The organism is Amycolatopsis umgeniensis (assembly GCF_014205155.1).
In the GTDB taxonomy this organism is placed as follows: Bacteria; Actinomycetota; Actinomycetes; order Mycobacteriales; family Pseudonocardiaceae; genus Amycolatopsis; species Amycolatopsis umgeniensis.
This window is the reverse complement of record NZ_JACHMX010000001.1, coordinates 7068908-7084990: the sequence shown is the minus strand read 5'-3', so window position 1 is coordinate 7084990 and position 16083 is coordinate 7068908. Positions and strand designations below refer to the sequence as shown.

Below are 16083 nucleotides of genomic sequence, written 5' to 3'. Positions count from 1 at the left end.
GATCTGCCGGTGACGACACAACCGGGACGCGGGCTGGTACTCGTCGTCGAGGACGACCCCGCGATCGCCGAACTCGCCTCGCTGTACTTGAAGCGGGACGGGTTCGGCGTGCGGGTCGAGCCGGACGGCGGCGCGGCGCTCGCCACGATCCGGAGGCTGCGCCCGGTCGCGATCGTGCTCGACATCGGACTGTCCGGAATGGACGGTATCGAGATCTGCCGGACGCTGCGCGCGGGCGGCGACTGGACGCCGGTGCTGTTCGTGACTGCCCGCGACGACGAGCTGGACCGCTTGCTGGGACTGGAGATCGGCGCGGACGACTACCTGACGAAACCGTTCAGCCCGCGTGAACTCTCGGCCAGGGTCCGGACGGTGCTGCGCCGCGCCGCCGGATCCGCGCCGCCCGCCGAGACCTACACGGCGGGCGGCGTACGCGTCGATGTCACCCAGCGCCGCGTCTGGGCCGCCGAAACCGAGATCGCGCTGACGTCGACCGAGTTCGAACTGCTCACCCATCTGGTGAAACGCCCCGGTCAGGTGTTCAGCCGTGAGCAGTTGCTCAGCTCCGTCTGGGGTTACGCCGCGTCCGCGGGTACGCGGACCGTCGATGTCCATATCGCCCAGCTGCGGGGAAAACTGGGTGACCACAGTCCGATCAGGACGGTCCGCGGCATCGGCTACGCGGCGGACGCCGGATGAAGCGGACGTCGCTCGCGCTGCGGATCACCGTGGTGTGCCTCGCGATCGCCGCGGTCGCGGTGGTGGTCGCCGGGCTGGTCGCGGCGCGGCTCATCCGCACCACCGGCACCGACGTGCTCCGGCAGTCGCTCTCGGCGCAGGCCGACGTGGTCGCGAGCCAGCTCGACGAGACCGGGATCGGCAACCGGCTCGGCGTGAGCAAGGTCGCGGAAGTCGTTCGCGGGCAAGGGATCGACGTCGTCGTCCGGCGTCCGAACGGGACACTCGACGGCGACGGGACCGTCGCGGCGATCGCCGCCACCAAAGCGGGCTTCACCCGCTCGGGCACGGTGCTCGTCGAGGGCCAGCAGTACCTCGTCGAGGTGCGCACCGTCGGCGCGCGAGGCGCCGCTTTCGCGCTCGTCCAGTCGACGAAAACCGGTGAGGCGCGCGGGCGGATGCTGGTGCGCAACACCGTGCTCGCGCTCGGCGCCGGACTGGCTGTCGCCGCGATCGCGGGGCTGGTGCTGAGCCGGATGCTGTCCCGTCCGCTGCGGCGGGCCGCGTCAGTGGCGAACGGGATGCGTTCCGGGCGCCGTGACCTGCGCGTTCCGGTCGAGGGGCCGTCCGAGGTCGCGGACGTCGCGAAGTCGGTCAACGAACTGGCCGACGCGCTCCAGTACAGCGAGGCGCGGCAACGCGAGTTCCTGCTTTCGGTGTCTCACGAGCTACGGACCCCACTGACCGCCGTCACCGGATTCGCCGAGGCGATCGGCGACGGCGTGGCCGAAGGCGAAGACGCGCGCAGGGCAGGCCAGACCATCCACCGCGAGGCGCAACGACTGGAACGCCTGGTCAGCGACCTGTTGGAGCTGGCGAGACTCGGCGCCGACGAGTTCCGTCTCGACCCGGCACGCCTCGACCTCGCCGCGCTGGTCGACGAATGCGCCGACGTCTGGCGGCTGCGGTGCGCACGACAGAACGTCACGCTGCTGGTCGAGCGGCCGCCCGGCGAAGTCCCGGTCATCGCCGATCCGCGGCGACTTCGCCAGGTCGTCGACGGACTGGCGGAGAACGCCCTGCGCGTGACCCCGGCGGGCGCACCGATCGTGTTCTCCCTGGTGGCCGCCGAGGGGCAAGCCCGGCTGGCGGTGCGCGACGGCGGCCCCGGCCTCGCGCCGGAGGACTACCCGGTCGCGTTCGAGCGCGGGGTGCTGAACGAGCGGTATCGCGACAGCCGTCCGGTCGGTTCGGGGATCGGGCTCGCGCTGGCACACGGCCTGGTCACCCGCATGGGCGGAACGCTGACCGCCGGTCCGGCGCCGGAAGGCGGGGCCGCGTTCACCGTCGCGTTCCGGTTAGGGTGATCACGTGGAGATGTTGCACCTGCGGTACTTCGTGGCCGTCGCCGAGGAGCTGAATTTCTCCCAGGCGGCCCGCAAACTGCATATGGCCGCCTCCCCGCTGAGCCAGCGCATCAAGGATCTCGAACACGAACTCGGCCACAGACTTTTCGACCGCAGCACGCACCACGTGACGCTGACCGCGGCCGGGTCCGCGCTGCTGCCGATCGCGCGCGACGTCCTCGACCAGGTCAACGCGATTCCGTGGCGACTGCAGGAGGCGGTGAAGCCGCGCCGGAGCACCGTGTTCATCGGGATGCCCGCCGGCGTGCACCCGGCCCTGCGCGAGCGGGTCAAACGGCTCGAAGAGCGCTGTCACGACCGGTTCGAACTCAAACGCTGGCCAGGCACGACGCCGGATCTGGTCGCCGCGGTCCACGAGGGCAAACTGGCGTTGTCGCTGGTCCGGATGCCGGTCACCGATCCCGCGCTGGAGATCATCCCGGTGCAGGTCGAGCGGCTCGGCGCCGTCGTCCCCGCCGGCCGGTTCACCGGACGGGAAACGGTGGACATCGCCGAATTGAGTGATCTGTCCTACATCCCGTCCGCCTCGGAAAGCATTCCCGCCTATTCGGACGACATGGACAGGAAATTGTCGAACGCGGGTATCAAGAAAAGGCTCAAAGTCGGCGGAACCGAATATTCGGGCATTTCCGAACTGGTGGCGAACGGGTCGTCGTTTTCGATCACGATGCTCGATCCGGCCAGTCCGATGCATCTGTTCCTCGTCGACGGCGCCACCATCCTGCCGTTCGCGGATTTCCAGCCCCAACTGGAGACGGCCTTGCTCTGGCGGCGTGACCGCGCCGAAGACGGCGACCTCGCCGAACTCGTCGCCGGGGTCCGCGAGATCTTCGCCGAACCGCTCTCGACCTGAGCAGGCGGGCCGGGGACACGTTGTGAACGCCACTTTCGCAACGGTGAAGGTTGCGAAAGTGGCTTTCGCAACGCCTGCGCGTGGCTTCGCGTGTCGGGCAGCGGTGGGTGCTGGTGCGTGTGGGGCCGGCGTGGCGATACGCAAGTCCGTGAAGGACTCCTTCACGACCAACCCCGCACCACCGCCACCCCGATGTCGCGAAAGCCACTTTCGAGACATCAGACGTCCCGAAAGTGGCTTTCGCGACACCCGAACCAACTTCCTCAGCAGCCCCAAAATAAATGGTATGACCACCGCGGTCATACCATTCTTCGTTTCTTGATCATTCCCTTCATTGCTATTCGCGCCTAACTTCGAAGGTAGAGCGAACAACGGCGAAGGGAAGCAAAATGACTCAGACCGCCACCGGACCTCTGGACGGCGTTCGCGTGATCGACCTCTCGACGGTCGTCATGGGTCCGTACGCCGCGCAGATCCTCGGCGACCTCGGCGCCGACGTGATCAAGATCGAGTCCCCCGCGGACACCGTCCGGGTGGGCAAGTTCCGCACGACGCCGGGGATGACGCCGCTCAACCTGAACGTGAACCGCAACAAGCGCAGCGTCGCCCTCAACCTCAAGGACGAGGAGCAGCGCGAGCGGGCGCTCGAGCTCATCGACACCGCCGACGTGCTGATCACCAACATGCGCCCCGGCGCGCTGAGCAGGCTCGGCATGAACTACGCCGACGTCGCCGCGCGCAACCCCGGCCTGGTCTACGCCCACGCACAGGGCTTCCGCGGCGACTCCGACCGCGCGGGCCACGCCGCCTACGACGAGACGGTGCAGGCGTCGTCCGGGCTGGTCGACGTCGCGAACCGCGCGCTGGGCAAGCCGGTCTACCTGCCGACGATCATCGGCGACAAGGTCTCCTCCCTTACCATCGCCTACACCGTGCTCGCGGCGCTGGTGCACCGCGACAAGACCGGCGAGGGCCAGCGGGTCGAGATCCCGATGACCGACACGCTGATCGCGTTCAACCTCGTCGAGCACCTCGCCGGGCACGTCTTCGAGCCCGCGGAAGGACCGACCGGCTTCGGCCCGTCGATGAACCCCGGCCACCAGGCGGTGCACACCAAGGACGGCATGGCCTGCGTGATCCCCTACAACCCGCAGAACTTCCGCGACTTCTTCCACGCCGCCGGGCGGCCGGAACTGGCCGAGGACCCGCGCGTCAACGGCGACGCGATCGACGGCGCCGACCACGAGGCGCTGGCCGGGATGATCGCCAAGTGCGCACCGGCGCTGACCACCGCGGAGTGGACCGAGGTGTGCGCGAAGCACAGCATCCCGATGGCCCCGGTCCTGGAACTGGACAACGCGCAGGACGACGAGTACGTCCGCGACGGCCACCTGCTCGACGTCGTCGAGCACCCGAGCGAGGGCTCGATCCGCACCATCGGCATTCCGGTGAAGTTCTCCGCGACCCCCGGTTCCGTGCGGCGCCTGGCTCCCCTGCCTGGTCAGGACACGGAAGACGTCCTGCGCGAACTCGCCACCACTCGCTGAGGAAAGAACCATGAGCAGCACAGAAGTAAGGACAGAACGGGTCGGCAGCACCCTGCTGATCACGATCGACCGGCCGCAGGCGCGCAACGCGGTGAACGCCGCCGTCGCGGCAGGCCTAGCCGGAGCACTCGACCTCCTGGAAACCGATCCCGCGCTGCGGGCCGGGGTCCTGACCGGCGCGGACGGCTCGTTCAGCGCCGGTATGGACCTCAAGGCGGCGCTGAAGGGCGAGTCGCCCGAGATCCCCGGGCGCGGGTTCGGCGGGTTGACCGAGGCCGAGCTTGCGAAGCCGCTGATCGCGGCCGTCGAAGGCTGGGCCATGGGCGGCGGATTCGAACTGGCGCTGGGCTGCGACCTGATCGTCGCCGCCGAAGACGCGAAGTTCGGCTTGCCCGAGGTGAAGCGCGGGCTGATCGCGGCCGGCGGCGGCGTGATCCGGCTGCCGAAGCGGATCCCGCACCACCTGGCGATGGAGTTCCTGCTCACCGGCGAACCGATCAGCGCCGAGCGCGCCGGACGCCTCGGCCTGGCGAACCGGGTCGTCCCGAGCGGCGAGGCCGCCGCCGTCGCGTTGCAACTCGCCGAGCAGATCGCCGCCAACGCTCCCCTGGCGCTGGCCCTGGTCAAGAAGATCGTCCGCGCCGCCGACGGCGTTCCGGACGCGCAAGCGTTTGCCTCCCAGCGTTCGGAGATGCCGTCGCTGATGAAGTCGGCCGACGTCCGCGAAGGCATGCAGGCCTTCGCCGAGCGCCGCGCTCCACAGTGGACAGGTGAGTGAGATGAAGCAGCAAGAAGTCCTCCAGCACGTGACCACCCCGCTCACGAACCCTGCCTACGCGCCGGTGGTGCCCCGGTTCACGAACCGCGAATACCTCAACATCGTCTACCGCACCGACGCCGACGCCCTGCGCGCCGTCGTCCCGGAGCCCCTGGAAATCGACGAGCCGCTGGTGCGGTTCGAGGTGATGAAGATGGGCGACGTCAGCGGCTACGGGCCCTACACCGAGTCCGGTCAGGCGATCCCGGTCAGCTTCGAGGGCGAACGCGGTGAGTACCTGCACGCGATGTACCTCGACAACTTCCCGGCAACCGCGTCCGGCCGCGAGATCAGCGCGTACCCGAAGACCATCGGCTCGCCGAAACTGTTCGCCGAGAACGGCGCGCTCGTCGGGACACTCGACTACGGCAGCCAGCGTGTCGCGACCGCGACCATGGGCTACAAGCACCACCGGCTGGACGTGGCCGAGGCCGAGAAGCAGATCACCGTGCCGACGTTCATGCTCAAGACCATCCCGGACTACGACGGTTCGCCCCGGGTCTTCGAACTGGTCCGCACCGAGATCACCGACGTGGTGGTCAAGGAGGCGTGGACCGGGCCCGCGCGGCTGCAGCTGTTCCAGCACGTCCTGGCCCCGCTGGCCGATCTCCCGGTGCTGGAGGTCGTTTCCGCGAGCCACATCCTCACCGACCTGACGCTCGCCCCGGTCAAGCCGGTCTTCGACTACTTGAAGGGAGCGCGGTCATGACTTTTCGCACCGCCGCGGTGATCGGCGCGGGCACGATCGGCCTGTCCTGGACGGCGTTGTTCGCCTCGCACGGCATGGACGTCCGGGTCTCGGACCCGCGGCCGGACCTCGCCGACGCCGTCTCCGGCGCACTGGCGGACTTCGCCCCGCACCTCGGCCGGGAAGCCACGGACCTCGCCCCTCGCGTCCACCTCGCCGCTGACGTCGCCGAGGCCGTCCGGCACGCGGACATCGTGCAGGAGAACGGGCCCGAGAGCGTCGAGTTCAAACAGGATCTGTTCGCGACGCTGGTCCGCGAGGCGCCGTCGCACGCGCTGCTGCTCAGCTCGTCTTCGGCGATCCCCTCGACAGCGTTCGCGAAGGACCTCGACGACGCGTCCCGGGTCCTCATCGGACACCCGTTCAACCCGCCGCACCTGATCCCGCTGGTCGAGGTCGTCCCCGGTGAGCGCACCGGCGCCGACTCGGTGGAGCGCGCCGTCGAGTTCTACCGGTTCGTCGGCCGCACCCCGGTGGTGGAACGCAAGGAGATCCCCGGGTTCGTCGGCAACCGGCTGCAGAACGCGCTGAGCCGCGAGGCGATCTACCTGGTCGAGCAGGGTGTGGTTTCACCGTCCGAAGTGGACGCCGTGATGACGAACTCGCTCGGCATCCGCTGGTCGACCGTCGGGCCGTTCCTCGGCTCGCATCTGGGTGGTGGCCCCGGCGGTTACCGGCACATGGCCGAGCACATCGGCAAGTCGATGAAGAAGATGTGGGCCGGTCTCGGCCAGCCCTCGCAGAACCCGGAAGAACAGGAACGGCTCATCGAAGCCGTGGAATCCGCTTACGGCTCCTCCACGTACTCGGAACTCGCCGAGGCGCGCGACCGCAAGCAGCTCGCGGTGCTGTCCGCTTTGGACACCGCCGCCAAGGAGGAGAACTGACATGGAAGACCGACTGACCGCCGACTTCTACGACTACGAGGCCCTGCTGCCCGAGGAGGAGCGCAAGCTGCTGCTCAAGGCGCGCGACTTCATGCGCACCGAGGTCAAGCCGCTCGTGAACGAATACTGGGCGAAGGGCGAGTTCCCGCACGAGCTCGTCGGCAAGTTCCGTGAGCAGGGCCTCGCCGGACTGCCCTACGAGGGCTACGGCGAACACCTTCCGGCGACGAGCCACCTGCTCAGCGGCATGATGGCGATGGAGATGACCCGCACGGATCCTTCCGTGGCCACGTTCTTCGGTGTCCACAACGGACTCGCGATGTACAGCATCTACTCGGGCGGCGACCAGGAGCAGCGCGACCGCTGGCTCCCGTCGATGGCGGCGATGGACAAGATCGGCGCGTTCGCGATGACCGAACCGCTCGGCGGTTCCGACGTCGCCGGTGGCATGCGCACGACAGCCAGGCGCGAGGGCGACACCTGGATCCTCAACGGTGCCAAGAAGTGGATCGGGAACGCGACCTTCGCCGACCTGGTCATCGTGTGGGCCCGCGACGAGGACGACAACAACGTCAAGGGTTTCGTGGTCGAGAAGGATTCGCCCGGATTCGTCCCGGTCAAGATCGAGAACAAGTTCGCGTTCCGGATCGTGGAGAACGCGGAGATCACCCTGACCGACGTCCGGGTGCCGGAGGCCAACCGGCTGCAGGGCATCGACTCGTTCCGCGACGTCGCCGAGATCCTGCGCGCGACCCGCGGTGGCGTGGCCTGGCAGGGGCTCGGCGTGATGATCGGCGCCTACGAACTCGCGCTCGACTACGCCAAGGAGCGCAAGCAGTTCGGCCGTCCGATCGCGCGGTTCCAGATGGTGCAGGACATGCTGGTGAAGAGCCTCGGCAACATCACCGCGTCGTGGGGCATGCTGGTGCAGCTGGCCCGCCTGCAGGACGCCGGGATCTTCAAGGACGAGCACTCGTCGCTGGCCAAGGCGTTCGTGACCTCACGGATGCGCGAGGTCGTCGCCTGGGGCCGCGAGATCTTCGGCGGCAACGGGATCGTGCTGGACAACGACATCATGCGGTTCTTCACCGACGCCGAGGCGATCTACTCGTTCGAGGGCACCCGCGAGATGAACACGCTGATCGTCGGAAAGGCCATCACGGGTCAGAGCGCCTTCGTGTAAGCCTCGCTTCGCGCGTGAAGGCCCCTTCCCTCGGCTGACCTGAGGGAAGGGGCCTTCACGCGCGTTCAGCGGTACTTCTCGCCGCAGGTTTCCTGGCTGCCGGAGGAGAAGCCGTCACGGAAGGCGGCGACCCTGGCGAAACCCGCCGGGAGCGTCCTGCCGCGGACGTCCGCCGCGATCAGGCTGTTGCGCGTCAGCATCTCGGCGATGGCCTCGTCGAGGTCGCCCGGTGACAACGTCAGCGCCCCGCCGTCCACCAGGGTCGATGCCCAGAAGCCGGTGAGGCACGCCGTGCGCTGCGCGGCCACCGGGCCGTCGAGCCGGAAACCGCCTTCCTGCTGGACGGCGAGGGTGTAGCGCGACGCGACCTCGGCGAACGCGGCGAAGTCACCGATGCCGCCTTGGCGCCCCCTGCGCGGCGGGGTCCCGATGCGGACGAGCCCGTCGAGGTCGAGGTTGATCTGGTTGGACTCCGAGCAGTACGACGCGAGCGCGTCCTCTGTCGTCACGCCGCAGGCCGCTCCGGTGGTGAGCGTCGGCGGGGTGGCCGCGAGCCGGAAGGCCTGCCGCAGGCTGGTGGTGAGGTCGGCCAGCGCCTCGCGGTCGTCGAGGCGGACGTTCTCCGCCGCCGCCCGCTCGTTCGCCGCGGCCGAGCCGAACCCGCCTTGTGTGCTGCGGCCCTCGACCTCCCGCTCGTCGATCATCGCGCAGCGGGCGGGACCGTCGGTGAAGCCGAACTGGAACGCGGAAACCCGGTCGAAGGCGTTGCCGTGCGCGCCGTCGTCGTCGAAGGCGACCCCGGCGGAGTCGCGGATCTGGAACAACGCGGTGAGCACCTCGTTGAGCCCGCGGCCGGTGGAGACCTGGAACATCGGCGACTTGCCCTCGGCGACCCAGCGGAGATACGCGCCGGTGTAGCAATCGGCCTGCTGTTCCTTGACGATCGACGGCGTCGCGGCCGGGAGGCCCAGCCGGAACTGGACGGCGTGGCCGATCTCGTGGGCGAGTACGGCCATGACCGACGCCGGGCCGATGGAATCGTTCAGCATCGGCAGCAGTTCCCCGCGATCCCAAGCGACGACGTCCTCCCCCGCGCAGTAGAACGCGTTCACCAGCCCGGCCGTCGAAGCCCCGCAGATCACGCGGCCGCGCCCCGCCGAGTCGTACGACGCGAGCTTGGCCAGCGGCCGGAAGTCGCGGCTGAAGACCGCCGGCAGATGCTCGCGCCAGTACCGCTGGACGTCGGCGACGGCGTTGGCCGCGACCTTGTCGATCTCCCCGCCGTCCCCGCCGTCGACGGGGAGAGCGGCGTCGAGCACGCCGGGCTTGAGCCCACTGGGCCCGTCGGTGATCTCGAGTCCGGCGACCCGGGTGGGGTCCACCGGTTGTGCCACTCCCCCTACGGTCGCGGCACAACCGGTGAGAAACAGTGACAGGCTCGCCATGATCGCCCAGCCGGACCGACGCTTCATCACACCATTCCCGTCTCTGCCAGCGGTGTGGAACTCCCCTACGGCATCGACACGGATGGCGGCGCGGTGTGGTTCAAAAGAATCTTGCGTTCGTGAGTGGCCGGCGCGACGAGGCCCTAGTTGACGCAGCCGGCCATCGCGGGCGGCGCGGCAGGCGAGGACGACGAAGGCGGAGCGGCGACCGAGGACGTGGCCGCCACCGGCTTGATCCCGATCCCGCCGGTCGGCTCCCCCACCGCCGCGACGGTCGCCGACGTCAGCGCGGCCTTCACGAACGCTTTCACCTCGGCCGGATCGACCTTCACCGCGTCGCCGTCGGACGGCGTCGGCAAGGAAAGGCTCTGGACCGGGATCGTCTGGAACTCGATCGCGCCCGAACTCATCCCCCGCAGCTGCTGCGCGAAGCTCAGCACGTCCCAGCCGCGGTCGAGCACGACCGAACCCTGGACGGCGCCGATCAGCGCGCTCAGCTTCGTGGGGTCGGTGAACGTCCCGGCGTCCAGGACGGTCTTGGCCATACTGGAAAGGAACGCCTGCTGCCGCGCGATCCGGTCGAGGTCGCTGGGCAGTCCGTGCCGCTGTCGCACGAAAGCGAGCGCCTGCGCGCCGGAGAGCAGCTGCTTGCCCGCCGGGAACGAAGCCCCCGAGAACTTGTCCTGCACCGGTTCCTTGAGACAGACCTCGACACCGCCGACGGCTTCACTCAGCGCGGAGAACCCGGCGAGGTTGACGGCGGCGTAGTGGTTGATGCTGATCCCGGTGAACTGCTCGATCGTCTGGATCGCCAGTTTGGCGCCCGCCTCGTTGGCCTTGACCTCGAGCTGCGCACCGCTCAGGCCCTGCGCGCGCAGCGAGCTCATCGCGGCGTTCTTGCCACGGCTGTACGCCGAGTTGATCTTGTGCTTGCCGAACCCGCCCGCGATGTCCACATAGGAATCACGCGGAATGGAGACGGCTGTCGCCGCGGCGCCGCCCGCCGGGATGTGGACCACGATCATGGTGTCGGTGGTGTCGCCGCCGGCGTCGCCGTCTCCGGCGTGCAACGCGTCGAGGACGTTCTGCGGCAACGGGTTCCCGTAGGTATCGGTCCGCGAGTCGATGCCGACGAGCAGGATGTTCTGCGCCACCTTCAGCGGTTCACCCGCCGGCCCTTCGGGCACCTGGGCGGAAGGCGCGATCACGTCGGCCGTGACGATCCCCGCGTCCAAACGGCTCAACTGGGTCCACGCGAAACCCGTGATCCCCAATACGGCCGTCGACACCAGGCCCAGTGCGACACGGCCGCCGATCCGCCGTCCTCGCGACGTGAGCAGCACGACTTCTCCCCGCTTCCGTGAATGATCCCCCGCATTCGAGGATCACCGCGTTAGCTGGGAATTACCTGAGAAACGTGTCATAACCGGGTCTTAAAGCCCGTTCGGCCCAGCGAAAGTGATCAAGCGGACAACCGGTCGCGACACCGAGTACCGGACCGACCGCGCAGCGCTCCCCTACCGAGGCATCCGGCGCCAGACGGCGCGAGGCACCACGCGCATCACCGCGAACACCAGCCTCAGCAGTCCCGGCACCCACACGGTGTCCCGGCGTTTCCGGAGCGCGGCGACAGTCGCGTCGGCGACCTGATCGGGCGTGCTCGAGAACGGCGCGGGCGACATGCCCTCGGTCATCCGGCCGATCACGAACCCGGGCCGGACGAGCAGGAGGTGCACGCCGGTGCCGTGCAGGGCGTCGGCCAGACCGCTCGCGAAACCGTCGAGGCCTGCCTTCGCCGATCCATAGACGTAGTTCGCACGCCGGACCCGCACCCCGGCGACCGACGAGAACACCACGAGGCTTCCGCTTCCTTGCTCACGAAGCACTTTGGCCACATGCGTCAGCACACTCACGTGAGCCACATAGTCGGTGTGCACGATCGCGACGGCGTGCTCGACGTCCGTCTCGGCCCGCGCCTGGTCGCCGAGGATCCCGAAAGCGGTGACGACGACGTCCAGCGGACCGTGCTCCTCGACGATCTTCTCCAGGAACGGCCCGTGTCCGGCGAGGTCGTCGGCGTCGAACTCGGCGACGGCGACCGTCTTCGCCCCCGCGGCCAGCAGCCGCTCGGATTCCGCGCCGAGGTCCGCGCTCCGCCGCGCGGCCAGCACGATCTCGCGCGCCCCGCCCTTGGCGAGCCGCTCCGCGACCGCGAGGCCGATCTCGCTGCGTCCGCCCAGTACCAGCACCGTTCCGCTCACCCGCCGCAGTCTGCCAGGCGGCGCGGGGCCGTCCGCCAGTGGCACGGTTCACAAACTGCAATTTTGCAGTATCTGCATCTTTGCGCGTATCGTGGTGCTCATGCCCGAACCCGTCAAAGGCCTCCGCGAGCGCAAGCGGCTGGAAACCCACCGCGCGCTGGCGACCACCGCCGTCCGGCTCGTCGCCGAACGCGGCCTGGACCAGGTGACGGTCGAGGACATCAGCGCGGCGGCGGGGGTCTCGCCGCGCACCTTCTTCAACTACTTCGCGTCCAAAGAGGACGCGGTCGTCATCGCGCACGCCGACACGGCGGAGCGGTCACAGCGCATCATCGACAAGTTTCTCGCCACCCCTAAGGAAGTCAGCACTCCCCGCGCTTTCGTCGATGCGTTGAAGGAAGACTTCACCCAGATCGACGAGAACCGCGAAGAGTGGCTCGGCCGGATGAAAGCGATCCACGAGAACCCCACGTTGCATTCGCGCGCGGTGGCCATGAACCACGACACCGTCGAGCCGACGATCGAGGCGATCGCACGCCGCGTCGGCGTGGACTCGAAGGTCGATCTGTATCCGACGTTGCTGCTGTCCACGCTCGGCGGCGCGGTCAACGCCGCGCTCATCCTCTGGCACCGGCAGGACGGCCGGGTGTCCGCGCTCGACCTGCTGGACGAAGCCGTCGAAATGCTTCTCGCCGGGCTCCCCGAGCCCGGCGGCCGCGCGCGCTGACGCGCCCGGCCTCACAGAACACGAAGGGGGACAGCCATGTCCGTATCCATGACCGAACCGCGAGAACCGGAGTCGCCACCGGGTTCGATGGGCCGCAAACAGGTCCGCGAAGCCATGTCCGGGCTGATGATGGGCATGTTCGTCGCCATCCTCGCCTCGACGGTGGTCGCGAACGCGTTGCCGCGGATCGTTTCCGAACTCGGCGGCACACAGGCCTCCTACACCTGGGTGGTCACCACCGAACTGCTCGCGATGACCGCGACGGTTCCGCTCTGGGGCAAGCTTTCCGACCTGTACAACAAGAAGCTGCTGATCCAGCTCTCGCTCGGGCTGTTCGTGGTCGGCTCACTGGTCGCCGGGTTCGCGGGCAACATCGAGCTCCTGATCGGCAGCCGGGTCGCGCAGGGCATCGGCGCGGGCGGGCTCACCGCACTCGCGCAGGTGATCATGGCGGCGATCGTCTCGCCGCGGGAACTCGGGAAGTACTCGGGTATCTTCGGCGCCGTGTTCGCGGTCGGGACCATCGCGGGCCCGCTGATCGGCGGTGTCATGGTGGACACCTCGTGGCTCGGCTGGCGCTGGTGCTTCTTCCTCGGTGTGCCGTTCGCGATCGCGGCGATCCTGCTGCTGCAGCGCACCCTGAACCTGCCGACGACCCGGCGTGACGTGAAGGTCGACTACCTCGGCGCGTTCCTGATCATGGCCGGTGTCTCGACGCTGCTGGTCTGGTCTTCGCTGGCCGGGCACCAGTTCGCGTGGGGCTCCTGGTGGACGGTCGGCCTGGTGACCGCCGGTGTGGTCATCCTCGCGCTCGCCGTCTACGTCGAGTCGAAGGTGGCCGAGCCGATCCTGCCGCTGGGCCTGTTCCGTAACCACACGGTCACCCTGACCACCCTCGCGAGCTTCCTCGTCGGCGTCGCGATGTTCGGCGGGACGGTGTTCCTGTCGCAGTACTTCCAGCTCTCGCTCGGCAAGTCGCCGACGGTGGCCGGGCTGCTGAGCCTGCCGATGATCTTCGGCATCCTCGTGTCGTCCACGGTCTCGGGCCAGCTCATCAGCCGGACCGGCAAGTGGAAGAGCCATCTGCTGCTCGGCTCGGCCCTGATGACCGCGGGCCTGGCCCTGCTGGGCACGATCGACGCGAAGACGAACCTCGTCGTCCTCGGCGCCTACATGGTGCTGCTGGGTGTCGGCGTCGGCATGCTGATGCAGAACCTGGTCCTGGTGGCGCAGAACGACGTCGACGCGCACGACCTCGGCACGGCGACCTCCACGCTGTCGTTCTTCCGCAGTCTCGGCGGCTCGATCGGGGTGAGCGCGCTGGGCGCGGTGCTCGCGAACCGGGTCACCGCGCTGATCACCGAGGACCTCGGGCCGTTGCCCGGCGGCGGCGAAGGCGGCGCGGTGCCGAACATCGCCACGCTGCCCGAACCGGTCGCGAACGTCGTCCGCGAGGCCTACGGGGATGCGACCAGCGAGTTGTTCCTGATCAGCGCGCCGATCGCGCTGCTGGTGATCGTCGCCGTCGCGTTCCTCAAGCACAAACCGCTCAAGACCCAGTCGGGGAACGAGCGGCTGGCCGAGGAGACCGCGGCCGAAGCCGTCGCCTGACCACCACGCGAGAGGGGCCCGGTTCACCGAACCGGGCCCCTCTTTTTTCGCGCGCGAAAACCACCAGTGGAAATCCAGTCGCGCGATCGCGGGGTTTCAGGCAGCGCTGCCGACACGAATCGGACGGCGCCGTTCACTACCGGTCAGCCCGCCGAAAACGCCGTGGGCGAGTCCGTTGTCCAAGGCGTAGGCCAGGCAGGCCGAAATCACCGGGCACCGTGCGCAGACGGCTTTCGCCCTGGCCGCCTGCCGTGCTCCGGGACCGGTTTCGGTGACCGGGAAGAACAGTTCGGGATCCTCACCGCGGCAAGCGGCCTCACTCAGGTCACCGGCCATCCTCGTTTCCATTTTCCTATCACCTCCTTTTCTTCGATTTTCCCTTCCGCGTCAAACGACTTCCGCCCGGAACCGGGTATCCACCGGGGTGCGTGGCGCAAACATCACCTTCACCGAATCGTTACACTCAGCGGCCCGCTCACTGCACCTGTCCTCATGAGGGCATTCGCGTCGGGCGGCTGGGAGCGGTGAGTGCGGGTGATGGGCCACGAGGAGTTCGATGAGTTCTTTCACACCGAGTTTCCGCTGCTCACCGGCTTCTTGTGCAAGGCGGGCTTCGCGCTCGACCCGGCGCGGGACGCGGCGGCGGAGGCGATGCTCAACGCCTACGAGGACTGGCAGACCATCACTCAGCCGAAATCGTGGGTCCGCCGCGTCGGGCACCGGCGCGCGAAGGAGCAGACCGCGGTCCGGGCCGACTGGGCCTTCTCCGACGCGGGCCGGGAGGACAAACTCACCGTCCTCGCCGACGAGGCGTCGTCCGTCCTGACCATGCTGGGACGGCTGCCGAAACGGCAGCAACTCGGCATGGCCTGGGCGTTGGACGGCTTCACGTCACGGGAGATCGCCGGAGTGCTCGGCATCGCGGACGAGGCAGTCAGCGCGACGCTGCGCCATGCGCGCGGGCGTCTGGAGGAGCACGACCCCGACTTCATCGGCCACCTGGACAACGCGAACGGCGCCTTCGCCGACGCGCTGAGAGTGGGTCTCGACGTCGAGGACACGCTGACCCGGATCAAGAACCGCGCGATGATCCGGGAACTGGCCCTGGTGGAGCCGGGCACGCCGACCGGCGCGGAGCCCGAACAGGTGACACCGGACCACTGGTACAGCCTCGACGGCCCCGTCGCGGCCGCCGGCCAGGGTGACCGGCGGGCGCTGGACCATCTGCTGGCCACCATCCGCCCGCTCGTGATCCGGTACTGCCGGGCGCGGATCGGCAGGCAGGAACGGACGTACGCCTCGGCGGACGACGTCGCGCAGGAGGTGTGCGTGGCGATCCTCCGCGCGCTGCCCACCTACCGCGAACGAGGACGGCCGTTCCTCGCCTTCGTCTACGGCATCGCCCAGCACAAGGTCGCCGACGCCCGCCGTGCCGCCGCCCGCAACCGCACCGAACCCGTCGCCGAGGTCCCCGACGGGGTCTCGGAGTCCGTCGGGCCGGAACAACAGGCGCTGCACAACGAATTGAGCGACCGGATGGGCGAGTTGCTGCGGATCCTGCCCGACAAGCAGCGGGAGATCGTCGTACTGCGGATCGTCGTCGGCCTGTCCGCCGAGGAGACCGCCGGCGTGGTGGGCTCGACGGCGGGCGCCGTGCGGGTGGCACAGCACCGCGCTTTGACGCGGCTCCGCAAGATTCTCACGGATGAGTGAGCGGGTCGGCGGCCGGCTCCGTGGGGACTGGGTCGGGTTGGTCGTGACGTACTGGGGAAGGGGTCTTCACGCGCGGCCGCTGTGACTGTTGGTGTGCGTGGCGATTCGCAAGTCCGGGATCAAAACGTGCCGGAATCCCAGTAGGTACTTAAGGCACGGTTGGCCCTAACCCGAATCGCCACTCAC

15 protein-coding genes are annotated in these 16083 nt (G+C 68.7%); 11 read left to right on the top strand and 4 right to left on the bottom strand.

The genetic code is table 11. From position 1 onward, the window contains the following. Positions 1-9: 9 nt before the first annotated feature. The 8 genes from HDA45_RS32980 (at position 10) to HDA45_RS32945 (ending at position 8140) form a co-directional block, all read left to right on the top strand. A complete protein-coding gene (locus HDA45_RS32980; RefSeq protein WP_184901950.1) occupies positions 10-699 on the top strand; it encodes a response regulator in 690 nt (229 codons plus the stop codon). Then, complete coding sequence (locus HDA45_RS32975; protein ID WP_184901949.1) at positions 696-2045, top strand: HAMP domain-containing sensor histidine kinase; 1350 nt, start codon at positions 696-698, stop codon at positions 2043-2045. Before HDA45_RS32980 ends, HDA45_RS32975 begins: the two co-directional genes overlap by 4 nt. A 4-nt stretch (positions 2046-2049) precedes the next feature. Further along, positions 2050-2958, top strand: a complete 909-nt coding sequence (locus HDA45_RS32970; protein WP_184901947.1) for a LysR family transcriptional regulator — start codon at positions 2050-2052, stop codon at positions 2956-2958. A 389-nt stretch (positions 2959-3347) separates the two neighbouring features. Continuing rightward, a complete protein-coding gene (locus HDA45_RS32965; protein ID WP_184901945.1) occupies positions 3348-4505 on the top strand; it encodes a CaiB/BaiF CoA transferase family protein in 1158 nt (385 codons plus the stop codon). A gap of 10 nt (positions 4506-4515) precedes the next feature. After that, positions 4516-5283, top strand: coding sequence for a crotonase/enoyl-CoA hydratase family protein (locus tag HDA45_RS32960; protein WP_184901943.1), 768 nt, complete (start codon positions 4516-4518; stop codon positions 5281-5283). A gap of 1 nt (position 5284) precedes the next feature. After that, the gene (locus tag HDA45_RS32955) at positions 5285-6031 is read left to right on the top strand and encodes an acetoacetate decarboxylase (protein WP_184901941.1); all 747 of its coding nucleotides are present in this window, start codon (positions 5285-5287) and stop codon (positions 6029-6031) included. Next, a complete protein-coding gene (locus HDA45_RS32950; RefSeq protein ID WP_184901940.1) occupies positions 6028-6957 on the top strand; it encodes a 3-hydroxyacyl-CoA dehydrogenase NAD-binding domain-containing protein in 930 nt (309 codons plus the stop codon). Before HDA45_RS32955 ends, HDA45_RS32950 begins: the two co-directional genes overlap by 4 nt. 1 nt (position 6958) lies before the next feature. After that, positions 6959-8140 carry an acyl-CoA dehydrogenase family protein gene (locus tag HDA45_RS32945; protein ID WP_184901939.1) on the top strand — a complete coding sequence of 394 codons (1182 nt, stop codon included), beginning with the start codon at positions 6959-6961 and terminating at the stop codon, positions 8138-8140. Between the two features lie 65 nt (positions 8141-8205). Here HDA45_RS32945 and HDA45_RS32940 read toward each other — a convergent pair whose 3' ends face one another. From HDA45_RS32940 to dprE2, 3 genes are all read right to left on the bottom strand, one after another. Beyond that, entirely contained in the window at positions 8206-9534 is a 1329-nt protein-coding gene (locus tag HDA45_RS32940; RefSeq protein WP_343072214.1) for a neutral zinc metallopeptidase, read from the bottom strand. Positions 9535-9728: 194 nt separating this feature from the next. Beyond that, the gene (locus HDA45_RS32935) at positions 9729-10928 is read right to left on the bottom strand and encodes an LCP family glycopolymer transferase (RefSeq protein ID WP_184901937.1); all 1200 of its coding nucleotides are present in this window, start codon (positions 10926-10928) and stop codon (positions 9729-9731) included. Between the two features lie 174 nt (positions 10929-11102). Then, on the bottom strand, positions 11103-11846 hold the full coding sequence (dprE2, locus tag HDA45_RS32930) for a decaprenylphospho-beta-D-erythro-pentofuranosid-2-ulose 2-reductase (protein WP_184901936.1): 744 nt from the start codon (positions 11844-11846) through the stop codon (positions 11103-11105). 100 nt (positions 11847-11946) lie between these two features. Between dprE2 and HDA45_RS32925 the strand changes: the two genes are divergently transcribed. Together HDA45_RS32925 and HDA45_RS32920 are read left to right on the top strand one after the other, a co-directional pair. Beyond that, positions 11947-12573: a TetR/AcrR family transcriptional regulator gene (locus tag HDA45_RS32925; RefSeq protein WP_184901935.1), complete on the top strand. Its 627-nt coding sequence runs from the start codon at positions 11947-11949 to the stop codon at positions 12571-12573. A gap of 87 nt (positions 12574-12660) precedes the next feature. Beyond that, entirely contained in the window at positions 12661-14184 is a 1524-nt protein-coding gene (locus HDA45_RS32920; protein WP_184906309.1) for an MDR family MFS transporter, read from the top strand. A 96-nt stretch (positions 14185-14280) separates the two neighbouring features. Here HDA45_RS32920 and HDA45_RS32915 read toward each other — a convergent pair whose 3' ends face one another. Beyond that, positions 14281-14532 (bottom strand): WhiB family transcriptional regulator, encoded by a 252-nt coding sequence (locus HDA45_RS32915; RefSeq protein ID WP_184901934.1) that lies wholly within the window; start codon positions 14530-14532, stop codon positions 14281-14283. Positions 14533-14721: 189 nt separating this feature from the next. Between HDA45_RS32915 and shbA the strand changes: the two genes are divergently transcribed. Then, entirely contained in the window at positions 14722-15897 is a 1176-nt protein-coding gene (gene shbA, locus HDA45_RS42900; RefSeq protein ID WP_184906308.1) for an RNA polymerase sigma factor ShbA, read from the top strand. Positions 15898-16083 lie beyond the last annotated feature (186 nt).

What these genes read in the sequence shown, in the direction of transcription:
- HDA45_RS32975 (WP_184901949.1), top strand. Translation starts at nt 696, where the DNA reads ATGAAGCGGACGTCGCTCGCGCTGCGGATCACCGTGGTGTGCCTCGCG.
- HDA45_RS32965 (WP_184901945.1), top strand. Translation starts at nt 3,348, where the DNA reads ATGACTCAGACCGCCACCGGACCTCTGGACGGCGTTCGCGTGATCGAC.
- HDA45_RS32960 (WP_184901943.1), top strand. Translation starts at nt 4,516, where the DNA reads ATGAGCAGCACAGAAGTAAGGACAGAACGGGTCGGCAGCACCCTGCTG.
- HDA45_RS32955 (WP_184901941.1), top strand. Translation starts at nt 5,285, where the DNA reads ATGAAGCAGCAAGAAGTCCTCCAGCACGTGACCACCCCGCTCACGAAC.
- HDA45_RS32950 (WP_184901940.1), top strand. Translation starts at nt 6,028, where the DNA reads ATGACTTTTCGCACCGCCGCGGTGATCGGCGCGGGCACGATCGGCCTG.
- HDA45_RS32945 (WP_184901939.1), top strand. Translation starts at nt 6,959, where the DNA reads ATGGAAGACCGACTGACCGCCGACTTCTACGACTACGAGGCCCTGCTG.
- HDA45_RS32925 (WP_184901935.1), top strand. Translation starts at nt 11,947, where the DNA reads ATGCCCGAACCCGTCAAAGGCCTCCGCGAGCGCAAGCGGCTGGAAACC.
- HDA45_RS32920 (WP_184906309.1), top strand. Translation starts at nt 12,661, where the DNA reads ATGGGCCGCAAACAGGTCCGCGAAGCCATGTCCGGGCTGATGATGGGC.
- HDA45_RS32915 (WP_184901934.1), bottom strand. Translation starts at nt 14,532, where the DNA reads ATGGAAACGAGGATGGCCGGTGACCTGAGTGAGGCCGCTTGCCGCGGT.
- shbA (WP_184906308.1), top strand. Translation starts at nt 14,722, where the DNA reads ATGGGCCACGAGGAGTTCGATGAGTTCTTTCACACCGAGTTTCCGCTG.